This window comes from Sphaerisporangium sp. NPDC004334 (assembly GCF_053602655.1).
Genome location: NZ_JBSGDZ010000020.1, coordinates 46,521 through 63,009, shown reverse-complemented (window position 1 = coordinate 63,009; position 16,489 = coordinate 46,521). Strand labels below are relative to the sequence as shown.

15 protein-coding genes are annotated in these 16,489 nt (G+C 71.7%); 10 read left to right on the top strand and 5 right to left on the bottom strand.

Annotated features, from left to right (window positions below; all coding sequences use genetic code 11):
• Positions 1-57: 57 nt before the first annotated feature.
• Both ACWEN6_RS25990 and ACWEN6_RS25985 read right to left on the bottom strand, forming a co-directional pair.
• Positions 58-537 carry a hypothetical protein gene (locus ACWEN6_RS25990; protein WP_452573583.1) on the bottom strand — a complete coding sequence of 160 codons (480 nt, stop codon included), beginning with the start codon at positions 535-537 and terminating at the stop codon, positions 58-60.
• Between the two features lie 180 nt (positions 538-717).
• Entirely contained in the window at positions 718-1,653 is a 936-nt protein-coding gene (locus tag ACWEN6_RS25985; RefSeq protein WP_354844798.1) for a heme o synthase, read from the bottom strand.
• A gap of 422 nt (positions 1,654-2,075) precedes the next feature.
• Between ACWEN6_RS25985 and tkt the strand changes: the two genes are divergently transcribed.
• From tkt to pgl, 6 genes are all read left to right on the top strand, one after another.
• Entirely contained in the window at positions 2,076-4,187 is a 2,112-nt protein-coding gene (tkt, locus tag ACWEN6_RS25980; RefSeq protein WP_452573581.1) for a transketolase, read from the top strand.
• A gap of 10 nt (positions 4,188-4,197) precedes the next feature.
• Entirely contained in the window at positions 4,198-5,307 is a 1,110-nt protein-coding gene (gene tal, locus ACWEN6_RS25975; RefSeq protein ID WP_452573579.1) for a transaldolase, read from the top strand.
• 140 nt (positions 5,308-5,447) lie between these two features.
• Entirely contained in the window at positions 5,448-7,076 is a 1,629-nt protein-coding gene (locus tag ACWEN6_RS25970) for a glucose-6-phosphate isomerase (RefSeq protein ID WP_452573577.1), read from the top strand.
• On the top strand, positions 7,076-8,785 hold the full coding sequence (gene zwf, locus ACWEN6_RS25965; protein ID WP_452573575.1) for a glucose-6-phosphate dehydrogenase: 1,710 nt from the start codon (positions 7,076-7,078) through the stop codon (positions 8,783-8,785). Before ACWEN6_RS25970 ends, zwf begins: the two co-directional genes overlap by 1 nt.
• Before the next feature lie 40 nt (positions 8,786-8,825).
• A complete protein-coding gene (locus ACWEN6_RS25960) occupies positions 8,826-9,725 on the top strand; it encodes a glucose-6-phosphate dehydrogenase assembly protein OpcA (protein ID WP_452573799.1) in 900 nt (299 codons plus the stop codon).
• 144 nt (positions 9,726-9,869) lie between these two features.
• The gene (gene pgl, locus ACWEN6_RS25955; RefSeq protein WP_354844780.1) at positions 9,870-10,643 is read left to right on the top strand and encodes a 6-phosphogluconolactonase; all 774 of its coding nucleotides are present in this window, start codon (positions 9,870-9,872) and stop codon (positions 10,641-10,643) included.
• Positions 10,644-10,779: 136 nt separating this feature from the next.
• Here the strand turns inward: pgl and add are convergent, their stop codons facing one another.
• Positions 10,780-11,826 (bottom strand): adenosine deaminase, encoded by a 1,047-nt coding sequence (add, locus tag ACWEN6_RS25950; RefSeq protein WP_452573573.1) that lies wholly within the window; start codon positions 11,824-11,826, stop codon positions 10,780-10,782.
• Positions 11,827-11,908: 82 nt separating this feature from the next.
• The gene (locus ACWEN6_RS25945; RefSeq protein WP_452573571.1) at positions 11,909-12,688 is read right to left on the bottom strand and encodes a class I SAM-dependent methyltransferase; all 780 of its coding nucleotides are present in this window, start codon (positions 12,686-12,688) and stop codon (positions 11,909-11,911) included.
• 71 nt (positions 12,689-12,759) lie between these two features.
• Here ACWEN6_RS25945 and ACWEN6_RS25940 point away from each other — a divergent pair, with 71 nt between their 5' ends.
• Positions 12,760-13,338, top strand: a complete 579-nt coding sequence (locus tag ACWEN6_RS25940; RefSeq protein WP_452573569.1) for a CGNR zinc finger domain-containing protein — start codon at positions 12,760-12,762, stop codon at positions 13,336-13,338.
• Positions 13,339-13,466: 128 nt separating this feature from the next.
• On the opposite strand, the gene ACWEN6_RS25935 is transcribed toward ACWEN6_RS25940, so the two are convergent.
• The gene (locus ACWEN6_RS25935) at positions 13,467-13,820 is read right to left on the bottom strand and encodes an ester cyclase (RefSeq protein WP_452573567.1); all 354 of its coding nucleotides are present in this window, start codon (positions 13,818-13,820) and stop codon (positions 13,467-13,469) included.
• 128 nt (positions 13,821-13,948) lie between these two features.
• Between ACWEN6_RS25935 and ACWEN6_RS25930 the strand changes: the two genes are divergently transcribed.
• The 3 genes from ACWEN6_RS25930 to ACWEN6_RS25920 all read left to right on the top strand — a co-directional run bounded on the left by ACWEN6_RS25930 (position 13,949) and on the right by ACWEN6_RS25920 (position 16,151).
• On the top strand, positions 13,949-14,530 hold the full coding sequence (locus ACWEN6_RS25930; protein WP_452573565.1) for a TetR family transcriptional regulator: 582 nt from the start codon (positions 13,949-13,951) through the stop codon (positions 14,528-14,530).
• Positions 14,531-14,731: 201 nt separating this feature from the next.
• Entirely contained in the window at positions 14,732-15,766 is a 1,035-nt protein-coding gene (locus tag ACWEN6_RS25925; protein ID WP_452573563.1) for a TerC family protein, read from the top strand.
• Between the two features lie 256 nt (positions 15,767-16,022).
• Positions 16,023-16,151 (top strand): hypothetical protein, encoded by a 129-nt coding sequence (locus ACWEN6_RS25920; protein WP_452573561.1) that lies wholly within the window; start codon positions 16,023-16,025, stop codon positions 16,149-16,151.
• Positions 16,152-16,489 lie beyond the last annotated feature (338 nt).

Below are 16,489 nucleotides of genomic sequence, written 5' to 3'. Positions count from 1 at the left end.
GACGACCGCTGACGACCGAGGGCGGCCGCGCTTGGCGCGCGGCCGCCGTGGCGGCGCTCAGCCGCAGTTACCCCAGGAGTTGCGTCCGCCGGTGGCGATCGCCGCGTCCCGCCGGGTGTCCCAGATCGTGCCGGAGTACTTGACGCAGAAGCCCTTTGCGTACAGCTTCACCGGGCCCGCGTAGTACTTGTACTTGCGCCCGTCGGTCTTGCTGTTGGTCCTGACGGGCTCGTCCTTGATGCGCTTGGTCTGCGTGGTCAGCGTCGCCGAGGTGTAGGTCGGCGTGCCGACGTACACCGTCTTGATGGTGGTGACGCAGTTGTAGCCGGTCTTGCCGTTGTAGAGCAGGTAGACGTAGCCGAACACGTCCCCCTCGCGGGTCTTCACCACCCGCTTGCTGTCGGCGACGCGGTGGAACCCCGCGCCGCAGACCCCCTCGGGGGTTCGGGCCGAGGCCACCGCGTACGCGGGGTTGGCGACGACGCCTCCGATCGACAGAGCCGCGGCCAGGAGAACCGTCTTGGTGGTCCTTCGCATCCAATGATCCCTTCCGGGCCCCCACCCGCCTGCCGGGCGGCGGCCGGCAGATCATTCTGCCGGACGATCACACATCGGATGACCGTAATAGTCAGATTCGGAAGGTACGACAGACGGGGAACGGCAGCTCGGCGGCCACAGAAGACCGCCAAAGAGGACCGCCTCGGAGAGGAAGCCGCCTCAGAGGAGGGAGTCGACGGCCACGGCGAGGAACAGCAGGGCCAGGTAGGCGTTGGACCAGTGGAAGAAGCGCATCGGGCGCAGCGCCACGCCGGTCTTGCCGGCGTTCAGGCGGCCCAGCAGGCGGTAGACCTCCCACAGGCACACCGCGCCGAGGACGGCGGCCGCCACCGCGTAGAACGGCGTGGTGTGGGCGACCGGCCACAGCAGCAGGGAGCACAGCACGGTGGCCCAGGTGTAGGCCACGCTCTCGAGCACGACCCGGCGCTCGCCGGCGACCACCGGCAGCATGGGCACCTTGGCGGCGGCGTAGTCCTCGCGGTAGCGCATGGCCAGAGTCCAGGTGTGCGGCGGCGTCCAGAAGAACACCACGCCGAACAGCACCACCGGCGCCCAGTCGACGCGGCCGGTGATGCCGGCCCAGCCGATGAGCACGGGCATGCACCCGGCGATGCCGCCCCACACGACGTTCTGCGAGGTGCGCCGCTTGAGCAGCATCGAGTAGACGAAGACGTAGAACAGGATCGCCCCGAGCGACCCGCCGGCCGCCACCCAGTTGACGCTCAGGCCGAGCCCGAGGGTGGACAGGACACCGAGCACGACGCCGAAGATCAGCGCGTTGCGGGGCGTGACCTCCGCCATCGCCAGCGGGCGGCGGCGGGTGCGGCGCATGGTGGCGTCGATGTCGCGGTCGATGTAGCAGTTCAGCACGTTGGCGCTGCCCGCCGACAGGGTGCCGAAGACCAGGACGGCCACGGCGGTCCACAGCGGCGGGAAGCCGCGCGCCGCCAGGAACATCACCGGAAGCGTCGTGATCAGCAGCAGCTCGATGATCCGCGGCTTGGTCAGCGCCACGTAGGCCCGCACGGTGGCGAGCGTCGATCGGCGCGCGGCCGAGAGCGCGGCCGTGGGCGGCTTTGTGGTCAGCACCGTCATGGCGCTTCCAGCGGGTGCGGGGTCAACGCGTAACCTCTGATTAGAGCGGATCCGTGATTGCGGGCATGAGCCAGCGCTGTGAGGACTCACTGTAGTGCGGGGTGGCGTCGGTCCCGGCATCGGGGGCGAATGCCCCTCGCGGGGGCACCCTGGGGAGGGGGTCGTCCGCGCTGGTGAACGCCCCGCCTTCCCGGCGCCGTCGCGGTTCCCGGCCGGTGGGGCCTTTCGCGTTCCAGACCGAGTCTCAGGGGCAAGGTTGTAAGGACGCGAGCACCATGTTCCCCGGCCGCATGTCACAAGAACAATGCATCTACGGTGGGGGAATCGACCCATTAAGGTCCGGTGTTGGGAGCGAAGGTGCCCAAAGACCGGACGGGCGCGCGAGCCGAACCGGCGCCATTGACCTATAGGAGATCGAGCAGTTGAGCAGCGAACTCGTGCCAAACCTTGAGTGGAGCGACCTCGATCGGCGCGCGGTCGACGTCGTACGCGCGCTCGCCATGGACGCGGTGGAGAAGGCCGGGTCCGGACACCCGGGCACCGCGATGAGCCTGGCCCCCGCCGCCTATCTGTTGTTCCAGCGCGTTCTGCGCCATGACCCCACCGACCCGGCGTGGACCGGCCGCGACCGTTTCGTCCTGTCGGCCGGCCACTCCAGCCTGACCCTCTACATCCAGTTGTACCTGTCGGGCTACGGGCTGACCCTGGACGACCTGAAGGGTCTTCGCCAGTGGGGCAGCCTGACCCCGGGGCACCCGGAGCACGGCCACACGATCGGGGTGGAGACCACCACCGGCCCGCTCGGCCAGGGCCTCGGCAACGCGGTCGGCATGGCCATGGCCGCCCGCCGCGAGCGGGGCCTGTTCGACCCCGACACCGCGGCCGGCGACAGCCCCTTCGACCACCGCATCTGGGCCATCGCCTCCGACGGCGACATCGAGGAGGGCATCAGCCACGAGGTGAGCTCCATCGCGGGCCACCAGAAGCTGGGCAACCTCAACGTCATCTACGACGCCAACCACATCTCCATCGAGGACGACACCAACATCGCCCTGTCGGAGGACGTCGCCGCCCGCTACGAGGCGTACGGCTGGCACGTGATCAAGGTCGACTGGACCGCCACGGGCGAGTACGTCGAGAACGTCGAGGAGCTGTACGCGGCCTACCGGGCGGCCATCGAGGAGACCGAGCGTCCGACGCTGATCCGGCTGCGCACGATCATCGGCTGGCCCGCGCCGAACAAGCAGAACACCGGCAAGATCCACGGCTCGGCGCTGGGCGCCGACGAGGTCGCCGCCACCAAGGAGGTCCTCGGCCTGGACCCGTCCAAGGACTTCGACGTGCCCGAGGAGGTCCTGGCGCACACCCGCCAGGTGGTGGAGCGCGGCCGGGCCCTGCACGCCGAGTGGAGCAAGGGGTTCGAGAGCTGGCAGGCCGCCAACGCCGAGCGCGTCGCCCTGTTCGAGCGCATGAGCGCCCGCAAGCTCCCGGCCGGCTGGGACGAGGCCCTGCCGACCTTCGAGGCCGGCAAGTCGGTCGCCACCCGCAAGGCCTCCGGCCAGGTGCTGAACGCGCTGGCGCCGGTGCTGCCGGAGCTGTGGGGCGGCTCGGCCGACCTGGCCGAGTCCAACAACACCACGATGGAGGGCGAGCCGTCCTTCATCCCCGAGGAGCACCAGACCAAGGCGTTCCCCGGCAACCGCTACGGCCGCACGCTGCACTTCGGCATCCGCGAGCACGGCATGGGCTCGATCCTCAACGGCATCGCCCTGCACGACGGCACCCGCCCCTACGGCGGCACCTTCCTGGTCTTCAGCGACTACATGCGCCCGGCGGTGCGCCTGGCCGCCCTCATGGGCCTGCCGGTCACCTATGTGTGGACGCACGACTCCATCGGCCTGGGCGAGGACGGCCCGACCCACCAGCCCGTCGAGCACCTGTGGGCGCTGCGGGCCATCCCGGGCCTGGACGTGGTCCGCCCGGCCGACGCCAACGAGACCTCGGCCGCGTGGAGGACCGTCCTCGAGCACACCGACCGTCCGGCGGCGCTGGCGCTGACCCGGCAGAACCTGCCGGTGTACGAGGGCACGGCCGACTTCGACAAGGTCGCCAAGGGCGGCTACGTCCTGCAGGACGCCTCCAACGGACAGCCCGAGGTGATCCTCATCGGCACCGGCAGCGAGGTCGAGCTGGCCGTCGGCGCGCGCAAGCTGCTGGAGGAGGAGGGCATCCCGGCCCGCGTGGTCTCCATGCCGTGCGTCGAGTGGTTCCAGGCCCAGGACGACGCCTACAAGCAGTCGGTCCTGCCTCCCGCGGTCCGCGCGCGCGTCGCCGTCGAGGCGGGAATCGCCCTGGGCTGGCGGCAGTTCGTAGGTGAGGAGGGCGAGGTCGTGAGCCTTGAACACTTCGGCGCCTCCGCGCCGTACAAGACGCTGTACGAGCAGTTCGGCCTGACCGCCGAACGTGTGGCCGCCGCGGCGAAGGGCAGCCTCGCCAAGACCGGGGCCGACAAGGGCCAGACGACCGGAAACTGAGGAACGAGCCATGAGTGAGAACCTGAAGCGCCTGACCGGCCAGGGCGTGTCGATCTGGCTGGACGACATCAGCCGCGAGCGGCTGCGCAGCGGCAACCTCGCGGCGCTGGTGCGTGACAAGCAGGTCACCGGCGTCACGTCCAATCCCACCATCTTCGCCTCTGCGCTCAGCAAGGGCGACGCCTACGACGACCAGTTGCGCGACCTTACCGTGCGCGGCGTGGACGTGGGCGAGGCGGTCAGGGCCATCACGACCTATGACATCCGCTGGGCCGCCGACGTGCTGCGGCCGGTGTTCGACGCCACCGACGGCGTGGACGGCCGGGTGTCCATCGAGGTCGACCCGCGTCTGGCGACCGACACCGCCGAGAAGACCGTCGCCGAGGCGCGCGCGCTGTGGTGGCTGGTGGACCGGCCGAACGTCCACATCAAGATCCCGGCGACCGTCGAGGGACTGCCGGCGATCACCCAGGCGCTCGCCGAGGGCATCAGCGTCAACGTCACGCTGATCTTCTCCCTCGAGCGCTACCGCGCGGTGATGGACGCCTGGCTTTCGGGCCTTGAGAAGGCCAAGGCCGCCGGCCTGGACCTGTCGAAGATCGAGTCGGTGGCGTCCTTCTTCGTCAGCCGCTTCGACACCGAGATCGACAAGCGCCTGGAGAAGATCGGCACCCCCGAGGCGCTCGCGCTGCGCGGCAAGGCCGCCATCGCCAACGCCCGCCTGGCCTTCGCCGCCTACGAGGAGGTCATGGCGAGCGATCGCTGGCAGGCGCTGAAGGCCGCCGGGGCGCACACCCAGCGTCCGCTGTGGGCCTCCACCGGGGTGAAGAACCCCGACTACCCGGTCGCCATGTACGTCGACCAGCTCGTGACCTCCGGCACGGTGAACACCATGCCGGAGAAGACGCTGGACGCCACGGCCGAGCACGGCTCCATCGACGGCGACACCGTGCGGTCGGGCTACACCGAGGCGTGGGACACCATGGCGGCGCTCAAGCAGGTCGGCATCGACTACGACGACGTGGTGCGGGCGCTGGAGGACGAGGGCGTCGAGAAGTTCGTCGCCTCGTGGACCGAGTTGCTCGGCACGCTCGAGTCGGAGCTGGAAAAGGCCCGCTAGGGCCCGCCCCCTGCAGCCTGGGCGGGCCGGCGGCGCGACCGCGCCGGCCCGGCCCGTCCCACGGCCGGCACCGGCTCCGGGCGCACGCCCGCAGCCGCGGCCACCGGCCCCGGCCGGCCACGCGAGGAGAAGACTTCAGAATGGATATTTCCGTAACATTCGGTGACGAGGAGGTCGCCGCGCAGGCCGAGGAGGCCGTGCGGAAGCTCGTCGAAGACGGGGTGCCGCGGGCGCTGACCGCGGGCGACCCCGCCTTGTGGGGGCCGGAGGCCGAGGAGGAGGCGAAGATCCGCCTCGGCTGGCTGAACCTGCCCGCGTCCTCCCGCGAGCTGCTCCCCCAGATCACCGCGCTGGCCGAGCGCGTCCGGGGCGACGGCCTGGAGCACGTCGTGCTCGCCGGCATGGGCGGCTCCTCGCTGGCTCCCGAGGTCATCTGCGCCACCTTCGACGTGCCGCTGACCGTCCTTGACACCACCGACCCCGGCCAGGTGCGCCGGGCGCTCGCCGACCGGCTGGACCGCACGGTCCTGGTGGTGGCCAGCAAGAGCGGCGCCACGATCGAGACCGACGCCCACCTGCGCGTCTACGAACGGGCCTTCCGCGAGGCCGGCATCGACCCGGCCGGCCGCGTCGTGGTCGTCACCGACCCCGGCTCGCCGCTGGAGCGCACCGCGGCCGAGGCCGGGTACACCGTCGTCCTGGCCGACCCCGCGGTCGGCGGCCGCTACAGCGCCCTGTCGGCGTTCGGCCTGGTGCCGAGCGCGCTGGCCGGAGCCGAGGTGTCGCGGCTGCTCGACGAGGCCGAGCAGGCCCGCGCCACCCTGTCCGCCGATGACGGCCCGGGCCTCGCGCTCGGCGCGGCCATCGGCGCCGCGGCCCTGTCCGGCCGCGACAAGCTGCTGCTGGACGACAGCCTCTCGCCGATCAACGGCCTGCCCGACTGGGCCGAGCAGCTCGTCGCCGAGTCGACGGGCAAGCACGGCAAGGGCATCCTGCCGGTCGTCGGCATCGACCCGACCGGCGCCGCCGACGAGTTCGTCGCCGGCATCGACACCGACGGCGACGTCGAGGTGCGCGGGCCGCTGGGCGCCCAGTTCCTGATCTGGGAGTACGCCACCGCGGTCGCCGGGCGGCTGCTCGGGATCAACCCCTTCGACCAGCCGAACGTGGCCGAGTCCAAGGAGAACACCGCGCGCATCCTCGCCGGGGCGGGCCAGGGCCCGCTGCCGACCGGCGTGCCCGCGCTGGTCGACGGCCCGGTCGAGGTGTACGGCGAGATCCCCGAGCACGTCAAGGACCTTCCAGGAGTGCTGACCGCGCTGCTGGAGGGCATTCCGGCCCACGGTTACCTCTCCATCGGCGCCTTCCTGGACCGCGAGGCCGCCTTCGACGTCCCGGTGCCGGAGGACGCCTCCTTCGAGGTGATCACCGACATCTGGGCGGCGCACGACCCGGCCAGCCTGCAAGGGCTGCTGTCGATCAGGACCGACCGGCCGGTGACCTTCGGCTGGGGCCCGCGCTACCTGCACTCCACCGGGCAGTACCACAAGGGAGGCCCGCGGAACGGCGTCTTCCTGCAGATCACCGGTGCCGTGGACGACGACCTCGAGGTGCCGGGCAGACCGTACACCCTGGGCAGGCTGGAGCTCGCCCAGGCTCTCGGCGACCTGGACGCGTTGCGCGAGCGCGGGCGTCCGGTCCTCCGCCTGCACCTGACCGACCGCGAGGCCGGCGTCAGGCACCTGCTCACCGCCGCACGGGAGGTTTGATGAACGACAGCGAGCAGCCGGGCTCGGCCAACGCCGATGACACGGGCCCGGCGAACGTGCCCGCGCCATCGATCCACGAGACCGAACTGGCCAACCATGCCGGAGAGGAACAGCCGAAGGTCACCCCCGACGAGTCGCTGAAGGCGGCCCAGGCCGTCGCCAGCACCGCGACGACGATCGACGTGATCGAGGCCAACCCGCTCCGCGACCCCCGCGACCGGCGTCTGCCCAAGGTGGCCGGTCCCTGTGTGCTGGTGCTGTTCGGCGTGACGGGCGACCTGGCCCGGCGCAAACTGCTGCCGGCGATCTACGACCTGGGCAACCGCGGGCTGCTGCCTCCGGGGTTCTCCCTGGTGGGCTTCGCCCGCCGCGACTGGGCGCACCAGGACTTCGCCCAGATCACCCACGACGCCGTCAAGGAGAACGCGCGCACTCCCTTCCGGGAGGAGGTCTGGAAGCAGATCTGCGAGGGCCTGCACTTCGTGCCGGGCTCCTTCGACGACGACGGCGCGTTCGACGCGCTGGCCATGGCGCTGAAGGAGATCGACGAGACCCGGGGCACCGGCGGCAACTACGCCTTCTACCTGTCGGTTCCGCCCAAGGCCTTCCCCGTGGTCGTCGAGCAGCTCAAGCGCACCGGCCTGGCCAAACCGCCCGAGGGCTCCTGGCGGCGCATCGTCATCGAGAAGCCGTTCGGTCACGACCTGCAGAGCGCCCGTGAGCTGAACGCCATCGTCGACTCGGCCTTCAAGCCCGACTCGGTGTTCCGCATCGACCACTACCTGGGCAAGGAGACCGTCCAGAACATCCTGGCGCTGCGCTTCGCCAACACGTTGTTCGAGCCGATCTGGAACCGCGGCTACGTCGACCACGTGCAGATCACGATGGCCGAGGACATCGGCGTCGGCGGCCGGGCCGGATACTACGACGGCATCGGCGCGGCCAGGGACGTCATCCAGAACCACCTGCTCCAGCTGCTGGCGCTGGTGTCCATGGAGGACCCGACGGCGTTCGGCGCCTCCTCGCTGCGCAGGGAGAAGGAGAAGGTCCTGGAGGCCGTCACCCTGCCCGAGGACCTCGGCCTGGCCACCGCGCGCGGCGCGTACACCTCGGGGTGGCAGGGCGGTGTGCCGGTCAAGGGCTTCCTGGAGGAGGACGGCATCCCGCAGGACTCCAAGACCGAGACCTACGCCGCGATCAAGGTGGAGATCGCCAACCGGCGCTGGGCGGGCGTGCCGTTCTACCTGCGCACCGGCAAGCGGCTCGGTCGGCGGATGACCGAGGTGGCCGTGGTGTTCCAGCGGGCGCCGCACCTGCCGTTCAGCAAGACCGACACCGAGATACTGGGGCACAATGCCCTGGTGATCCGCATCCAGCCGGACGAGGGCATCACCGTGCGGTTCGGCTCCAAGGTGCCGGGCACCGCGATGGAGGTCAGGGACGTCAACATGGACTTCGCCTACGGCGAGGCGTTCCTGGAGTCCTCGCCGGAGGCCTACGAGAGGCTGCTGCTGGACGTGCTCATCGGCGACCCGCCGCTGTTCCCGCACCAGCGGGAGGTCGAGCTGTCCTGGAAGATCATGGACCCGATCGAGCACTACTGGGCGTCGCTTCCGGACCAGCCGGAGGGCTACCCGGCCGGCACCGGCGGCCCGGCCTCGGCCGACGAGATGATGTCCAGAGACGGCCGGGCCTGGAGGCGGTTGTGATCGGCAACGGAACGCGGGAGTCGCTGTGACCACTTTCCTGATGGGGTCGACCACGGCCTCCGACATCTCCTCGCAGCTCACGCGCCTGCGCCACCAGGTCGGCGCGCCGGCCGTCGGCATGGTGCTGACGCTGGTGGTGGTGTGCGACGAGAGCCACCAGTACGACGCGGTGCGCGCGGCCTCCGAGGCCGCGCGCGAGCATCCCTCGCGCATCCTCGCGGTGATCCCGAGGGAGCGCGGCGAGGCCACCCGGCTGGACGCCGAGATCCGGGTGGGCGAGCTGACGACCGGCGAGGTGGTGCTGCTGCGCCTGTACGGGGAGCTCACCGAGCACGCCGACTCGGTGCTGTCGCCGCTGCTGCTGCCCGACATCCCCGTGGTGGTGTGGTGGCCCGGCGACGCCCCCGCCTCGCCGGCGAAGGACCCTGTGGGCTCGTTCGGGCAGCGCCGGGTGACCGACGCCCGCTCGGCGCCGGACCCGGTGGCGGCGATCCGGAGCCGGGCCGACGGCTACTCGCCGGGCGACACCGACCTGGCGTGGACGCGCATCACGCCCTGGCGCAGCTTGCTGGCGGCGGCGTTCGACCAGCCGGTGGACCGGGTCCTGTCCGGCTACGTCGAGGCCGAGCCCGGTCACCCGAGCGCCTCGCTGCTGGCGGTGTGGCTGTCGGAGAAGCTCGACGCGCCGATCAAGGTGACCGAGTCCCGGGGGCCCGGCCTGACCAGCGTGCACCTGCGGTTGCAGGGCGAGGGCGAGATCGTCGTCGAGCGGCACGACTCGCGCACCGCCACGCTGATCCGGCCGGGGCAGCCCGACCGGCACGTGGCCCTGGCCCGCAGGCCGACCTCCGACCTGCTCGCCGAGGAGCTGCGCCGGCTGGACCCCGACGAGCTGTACGCCTCGGCGATCAAGCGCGTCGCGGACTTCGACGGTTCCTGATCCGTCCGGCGGCGCCGGCCCCTGATTCCGGGCCGGCGCCCCCGGCTTTCCGACCTGGCGGCCCGGCATCGCCCCCTGCCCCGATCTTCGGTGCATAGGGTGGTGCCGGGCGCCGTCGTTTCATGTAGCTGGAGGGGTGTTGTCGTGAGTGTTCCCTCGGTCCTGATCCACCGGGACGCCGATGTGCTGGCCAAGGCCGTCGCCGCCCGCCTGATCACCGGGCTGGCCGACGCGCAGGCGGCCAAGGGGTCGGCCCACCTGGTGCTCACCGGCGGTGGCATGGGCGTCGCCACGCTGAGGGAGGTCGCCGCCACCCCGGCGCGCGACGCCGTCGAGTGGCGCCGCCTGGACGTCTGGTGGGGTGATGAGCGCTTCCTGCCCACCGGCGACGCCGAGCGCAACGAGACCGGCGCGCGGGAGGCGCTGCTGGACCGGGTGGAGGTCGACCCCGCGCGGGTGCACCCGATGCTCGGCCCGGACTCCGGGCTGAGCGCCGAGGAGTCCGCCGAGCGGTACGCCGACGAGCTGCGCAAGGCCGCGAGGCCCGAGGACCACGGGCCGGTGCCCTCGTTCGACATCCTCATGCTGGGCTTGGGCCCGGACGGCCACGTGGCCTCGCTGTTCCCCGAGATGCCGGCCGTCCACGACGAGCGTGCGGTGGTGGCGGTGCACGGCGCGCCCAAGCCGCCGCCGACGCGCATCTCGATGACCCATCCCACCATCAGGGCGGCCCGCGAGGTGTGGGTCATCGTGGCCGGTGAGGACAAGGCCGGGGCCGTCCGGCTGGCGCTGCAGGAGTCGGGCCCGTACCAGGTGCCGGGGGCGGGGGCCAGGGGGCGGCTGCGCACCCTGTTCCTGCTGGACCGGGCCGCCGCCTCCAAGATCCCGCCGGGGCTCACCCGGCGCGCGTCTCCCTGACAGGGCGCGCGGCGGGCCGTCCCGCCGCGCGACTCCGGCACCGTCCGCCGAGGCCCGCCGCCGGGTCATCGGAGCCGGCCGGCCGACGGCGGGTCAGGCGCCGGCGGGCCGGCAGCAGCGGGCCCGCGGCGGCGGGTCAGGCGCTCGCCGGCCCGGCCGCGCACACCTGGTCGATCTCGTCGATGATCTCGCGCTTGGCCCCCTCGCCGAGGAAGGACGCCCGCACGGCGTTGCGGGCCAGCGCGGCCAGCTCTGCCTCCCCCAGGCCGAAGACGCGGGCGGCGACGCCGTACTCGCCGTTCAGGGTGGTGGCGAACATGGGCGGGTCGTCACTGTTGAGCGTGACGAACAGGCCCTCCTCCAGCAGCCGGGGCAGCGGGTGGGAGGCCAGGTCGCGCACCTGGCCGGTGCACACGTTGGAGGTCGGGCACACCTCCAGCGGGATCTGGGTCTCCTTGAGGTGGGCGATGAGGCGGGGGTCGCGCACGCAGCTGATGCCGTGGCCGATGCGCTCGGCGCCGAGCCCCTCGATGACCTCCCAGATCGTCTCGGGCCCGGTCATCTCGCCCGCGTGCGGCACGCTGTGCAGACCGGCGGCGGTGGCCGCGCGGAAGGCGTCCCGGAAGGCGTCGCGGTACTTGGGCCGCTCCTGCTCGATGCCGGCCAGGCCGAGCCCGACCAGCGCCTCCGGCGGCGCGGACAGCGCGTGGTCGAGCGTCGCCCGCGCGGCCTCGGGCCCGGCCTCTCCGGGGATGTCGAACACGTAGCCGACGCGCACGCCGTGGTCGGCCATCGCGGCCCGGGCGGCCAGGTCCAGCGCCTCGGTGATCGCGGCGTTGGACATGCCCATCCGCTGGTGGGAGTAGACCGTGACCGTCAGCTCGGCGTAGCGGACGTTCTGCGCGGCCAGGTCGCGTGCGGCTCCGGTGACCAGCGTGGCGACGTCCTCGGGCTCGCGCACCAGGCGGTTGACGTCGGCGTAGATCTCCGCGAAGTGGGGGAAGTCCCGGAAGACGTAGAAGGCGCGCAACTCCTCCTCGCTGGAGGGCACCGGGCCGCCGGGGTGCCGCCGGCTGAGCTCCAGGACCGTGGGCACCGAGGCGGCTCCCACCAGGTGCAGGTGCAGTTCGACCTTGGGCAGGGCGGCGATGAAGGCGTGTGTCGAGGCGGTGCTCTGCGTCATAGCGCCCGACCCTAAGCAGCCCGCCGGGACCGGTGGTAGTGTCCCGGCGAAAATCTCACACGAAGATGTCAGTTTCCGGCCCTCAGCTGCGGATGGCGCACAGCAAGCGGTCGTTCCCGTTCTGCCACAGGGTGCCCACCTCGGCGAAGCCGGCGTCGCGCAGGGCGGTGACGTGCGCGGACAGCTCCAGCGACTCCGATCCACGGTGGGCCGCGCCGGCGACCTTGCGGGCGCGCTCGTCCGCCAGTGCCGCCAGGGCGGGGTCGGCGGCCACGGCGTCCCACCACTGGCGCCAGTCCTCGGGCCGTCCGGCGCCGAACCTGCGGCGCATGGCGCGCTCGTGCACCGCCCGCTCCAGCTTGGCCAGGGCCGGCGCGATGTCGATCACTTCCATGTGGTCGCCGTTGAGGAACACGCCGCCGGGCTTCATCACGCTCGCCAACTCGGGGTACATCACGCGCAGTTCCGGCTCGGCCAGCCAGTGCAGCGCGGTGGTGCTCACCGCCGCGTCCACCGGGCGGTCCAGGCCGAGGGACGAGGCCCACCCGGGGGTCCGCAGGTCCACGTCGGCGAAGCGCAGCCCCGGCCTGCCCTCGTGCGCGGCACGGGCGAGCGCGAGCAGCAGCGGGTCGGCGTCCAGGGCCACGACGGTGGCCTCGGGCAGGCGGTCGAGCAAGCGGGCGGCGAGCGAGCCCGGCCCGCAGCCGAGGTCGAGCACCAGCGGGTCGGGCCGCCCGGCCCCGGCCTCCACGGCGTCGATGAGGGCGGCGAAACGGGCCTCGCGGTCGGGCATGTAGCCCTCCTGCTGGCGATCCCACCGGAGGATCCAGTCGCGGGCCCGCTCGCGGGGAACAATGGACATGAGGACTCCCTGTAACTGCCGTAAACTATTTGGACAGTCACACGGTAAGACGCGAGGATGTAACCGGTCAAGTGAATTTCAACAGTCACGCCGATGCCGTGGTGGCCGTCGCCGCCGCCCTGGTCAACCGGCTCACGCCCGGCGCGGCGCACGGGCGGCCGTACACGCCTCCGCCGCCCGGCCCCGACCGGCGCGCCACCGTCACCGAGGCCCTGCGCGCCGGCCACCGGGGCTCGCGGGAGGTCACCGACGCCGAGGCGGCCGAGCTGTCCCGGGTGGCCGCCGAGCTGCGGGTGGTCTTCGACGCGGTCGAGACCGGCGACCTGGACACCGCCGCCCGGCAGGTCAACCGCGTCCTTGACCGCACCCAGGCCCGGCCGCACCTGGAGCGGCACGACGGCGAGCCCTGGCACCTGCACTTCCACGGCGGCGGGGGCACCCTGGGCGACGACTGGGCGGCGGGCTGCGCCAGCGGCCTGGCCATCGTCCTGGGCGGTGACCTGTACGACCGGCTCGGGGTGTGCACGGCGTCCCACTGCGACCGCGTCTACGTCGACGTCTCGCGCAACGGCACCCGCCGCTTCTGCTCGACCACCTGCCAGAACCGGGTCAAGACCGCCGCCTTCCGGGCGCGCGCGAGCCGTCCGTAGCTCCCGCGGGCGGCCTCGACGCCGGCGAGCCGCCTCAGCCTCACTGGAGGCCTGAGCACCCGCTGGAGGCCTGAGCACTCCCGGGAGGCCTGAGCGCCCGCGGGAGGCCTGAGCACCCGCTGGAAGCCTCAGCGCCACACCATGCCGGTGAGCCCCCAGACCTCCGTGACGCGCCCGTCGGCGACGCGGATCATCTCCATGAGCGCCGGATCCGGCCGCCCGTCCGCCCCCACGGCGCCGTGCACGGTGGAGCGCAGGGCGATCTTGTCCCCGTCGATGAGCATGTCCTCGATGGTGACCCGCAGGTCCGGGTAGCGCTCGCGGATGTCCCGCCAGGCGTTCTTGACGGCCTCGGTGCCCGTCGTCCCCATCGGGTGGCTGTAGAAGCCCGGGGCGAAGATCTCCTCCACGGCGTCGAGGTCTCCCGCGTTGGCGGCCGCGTACATGCGTTCCACGATCGCCTTCATGTCATCCCTGGTCATTTCGCTGCTCCGTTCACTTGACGATCGTTCGGTAAGCAAGCGTGCAGCACTTACCGAACGGTCGTCAAGTACACTGCTCCGTGGAGGCGCGGACAGCGGGTCCGTCCTCCGCGGCCGGAGGGCGGGCGATGTCGGGCACCAGGGAACGTCAGGGCGGCCGGGCCGGGCAGAACGCCCAGGAGACCCGGCGGCGCATCCTGTCCATCGCCCAGGAACTGTTCGCCGAGCAGGGGTACGCCGGGACGTCCATCGCCGACATCGCCGGCCGGCTGGGCACGAGCAAGGCGGCACTGTACTACCACTTCGCCTCCAAGGCCGAGATCATCGAGGCGCTGATGGCCGAGCCGCTGCTGGCCTACCAGCGACTGGCCGACGCCGCCGCCTCCGGCCGCGCGGACGCCGGAGAACTGCTGGGCGCCGTCATCGACACCACGGCGGAACTGCACACGCTGATCGACCTCATCGGCGGCGACCCCTCCGCGCGCGCCGCGCTCCAGCGCGTGGTCCCGAGGTCCCAGGAGATCAACGCCGCCCTCACCACCGCGCTCACCCCGCCCGGGCCTGACACGGCCGGCGTCGTGCGGGCGCACGCCGCGTACGCGGTGGCGAAGAACGGCACGCTGGCGCTGCTGTCGGCCGGCGACGGCGCCCTCACCCCCGCCGAGCGGTCCGGCCTGCTCGCCGCCGCCCTCCGCGCCTTGCACGGCTGACACCTTCAGCCCGCTGACCTGCTCTTTTCCGCGACGAGCCGGTCGCGTATCCTGTGAGCGCGGAGGGGAGTACCCCTAGACGCCAGGGTCGTCAGTACGGCGGGCCCGATGCCCGCCCGGTCCTGGCGCCGTCCTCGGAACACCATGTGGCCTGGGCGGCGGAGAGACCTCCGGTCGTCTCGACCGGAAAGGTGTCCCCTTGTGAACGTCGCCCTGTGGGCCTGGCCGGCGGTGCTCGGTGTCATCGCCGCGATGCTCGCCATCGACCTGTTCACCCATCGCCATGCCCATGTGATCGGCATGCGCGAGGCGGCCCTGTGGTCGGCGATCTGGGTGTGCCTCGGACTGGCCTTCGGCGCCGCCGTCTGGTGGTGGTGGGGCGCGGAGTACGCCGGCCAGTACTACGCCGGTTATGTGATCGAGAAGTCGCTGGCCGTCGACAACATCTTCGTGTTCGCGATCATCTTCGGCCACTTCGCCGTGCCGGCGCGCTACCAGCACCACGTGCTGTTCTACGGCGTGCTGGGCGCGCTGCTCTTCCGCGGCGTCTTCATCGCCGCGGGCTCGGCGCTGATCGCGAGCTTCGCCTGGGTCCTGTACGTGTTCGGCGCCTTCCTTGTGCTCACCGGCGTCCGCCTGGCCCTGCACCGCGGCCAGACCGTCGACCCGGCGCGCAGCAGGACGCTGCGGCTGCTCCGCCGCCTGGTGCCGGTCACCGACGACTACCACGGGCAGCGGTTCTGGGTCCGGCAGGCGGGCAGGCGGGCCGCCACCCCGCTGCTGTCGGTACTGGTGCTGGTCGAGGTGACCGACATCGTCTTCGCGGTGGACTCCATTCCCGCGATCTTCGCCGTCACCACCGAGCCGTTCCTGGTCTTCACCTCCAACGCCTTCGCCATCCTCGGCCTGCGCGCGATGTACTTCCTGCTGGCCGGGCTGATGCACCGGTTCGTCCACCTGAAGCTCGGCCTGGCGCTGGTGCTGGTGTGGGTCGGGGTGAAGATGCTGCTGCTGGACGTCTACAAGATCTCGACCTGGGTCTCGCTGGCGGTGGTCGCCGCGATCCTCACGACCGCCGTCATCGCGAGCTGGCTCACCACCCGCCAGGGCGCCGGCCCGGCGCCGACGAGCCGGCCCGCCGTGCCGGCGACCGGCGACCGGCCGGCATCGGAAGGCGATGGGGAGAGCCCGTCGACCAGGGCCCAAGCCGTTCACAAGAGGCGCTCCCGATCCTGAGCCGTATGAGCACCCCATCACGGCCAGGTGCCGGGGACGGCGTACGGCAGGTCGGGCAGGCCGGCCTGGAACAGCGCGTCGACCTGCGGTGATACCGTCCCGGGACGCGCGAGGGGGATGTCACTCGATCGAGTGGCAGGAAGTGGTCAGCGGCGTGCAGTTTGCTGCCGCCGCATTGTCTGTTCCGAGGGCCCGCAATGGCGGAGAGTTGTTCTCACAAGGACGAACGACAAGCCCTCCAGAAAAGAGACGCAAAATGACCGCCAGCGCCTTCTCCGCCGCCACCGCCACTCGTTCCGCCGGCACCACCTGGGACTCCTTCTCGCGCACCGCGGGCACCACGTGGGACGGTTACTCCCGCGCCGCCGGCACCACCTGGGACTGATATAAAACCTCAATCGAGAACCGGATCCCAGCACCACCGTCCCGATAACGAACCTCAAGCGAAAACGCCGGACGCACGATTCTCCGGCGAGGACGACTCAACGCACCAGCCCGCCCGGGTGAACCGCATACGGTTCGCGAAGACGGCGGAAGACAATGAACTCCTCGGCCCGGCGCCCGTATATTCGAAGAAATCGACGCCCGGCCGGCCGATCGCGACCGGCTCCCGGCCACGCGAGCGCACCACCGCTCCGGCCCCGCCCCCTCGGCCCCGCTCTGTCGGCCCGCTCTGTCGGCCCTGCCCCGTCGCCCCTGCTCCGTCGGCCCTGCCCTCTTGAG

What these genes read in the sequence shown, in the direction of transcription:
- ACWEN6_RS25990 (WP_452573583.1), bottom strand. Translation starts at nt 537, where the DNA reads ATGCGAAGGACCACCAAGACGGTTCTCCTGGCCGCGGCTCTGTCGATC.
- ACWEN6_RS25985 (WP_354844798.1), bottom strand. Translation starts at nt 1,653, where the DNA reads ATGACGGTGCTGACCACAAAGCCGCCCACGGCCGCGCTCTCGGCCGCG.
- tal (WP_452573579.1), top strand. Translation starts at nt 4,198, where the DNA reads ATGAGTGAGAACCTGAAGCGCCTGACCGGCCAGGGCGTGTCGATCTGG.
- ACWEN6_RS25970 (WP_452573577.1), top strand. Translation starts at nt 5,448, where the DNA reads ATGGATATTTCCGTAACATTCGGTGACGAGGAGGTCGCCGCGCAGGCC.
- zwf (WP_452573575.1), top strand. Translation starts at nt 7,076, where the DNA reads ATGAACGACAGCGAGCAGCCGGGCTCGGCCAACGCCGATGACACGGGC.
- ACWEN6_RS25960 (WP_452573799.1), top strand. Translation starts at nt 8,826, where the DNA reads ATGGGGTCGACCACGGCCTCCGACATCTCCTCGCAGCTCACGCGCCTG.
- add (WP_452573573.1), bottom strand. Translation starts at nt 11,826, where the DNA reads ATGACGCAGAGCACCGCCTCGACACACGCCTTCATCGCCGCCCTGCCC.
- ACWEN6_RS25945 (WP_452573571.1), bottom strand. Translation starts at nt 12,688, where the DNA reads ATGTCCATTGTTCCCCGCGAGCGGGCCCGCGACTGGATCCTCCGGTGG.
- ACWEN6_RS25935 (WP_452573567.1), bottom strand. Translation starts at nt 13,820, where the DNA reads ATGACCAGGGATGACATGAAGGCGATCGTGGAACGCATGTACGCGGCC.
- ACWEN6_RS25930 (WP_452573565.1), top strand. Translation starts at nt 13,949, where the DNA reads ATGTCGGGCACCAGGGAACGTCAGGGCGGCCGGGCCGGGCAGAACGCC.
- ACWEN6_RS25920 (WP_452573561.1), top strand. Translation starts at nt 16,023, where the DNA reads ATGACCGCCAGCGCCTTCTCCGCCGCCACCGCCACTCGTTCCGCCGGC.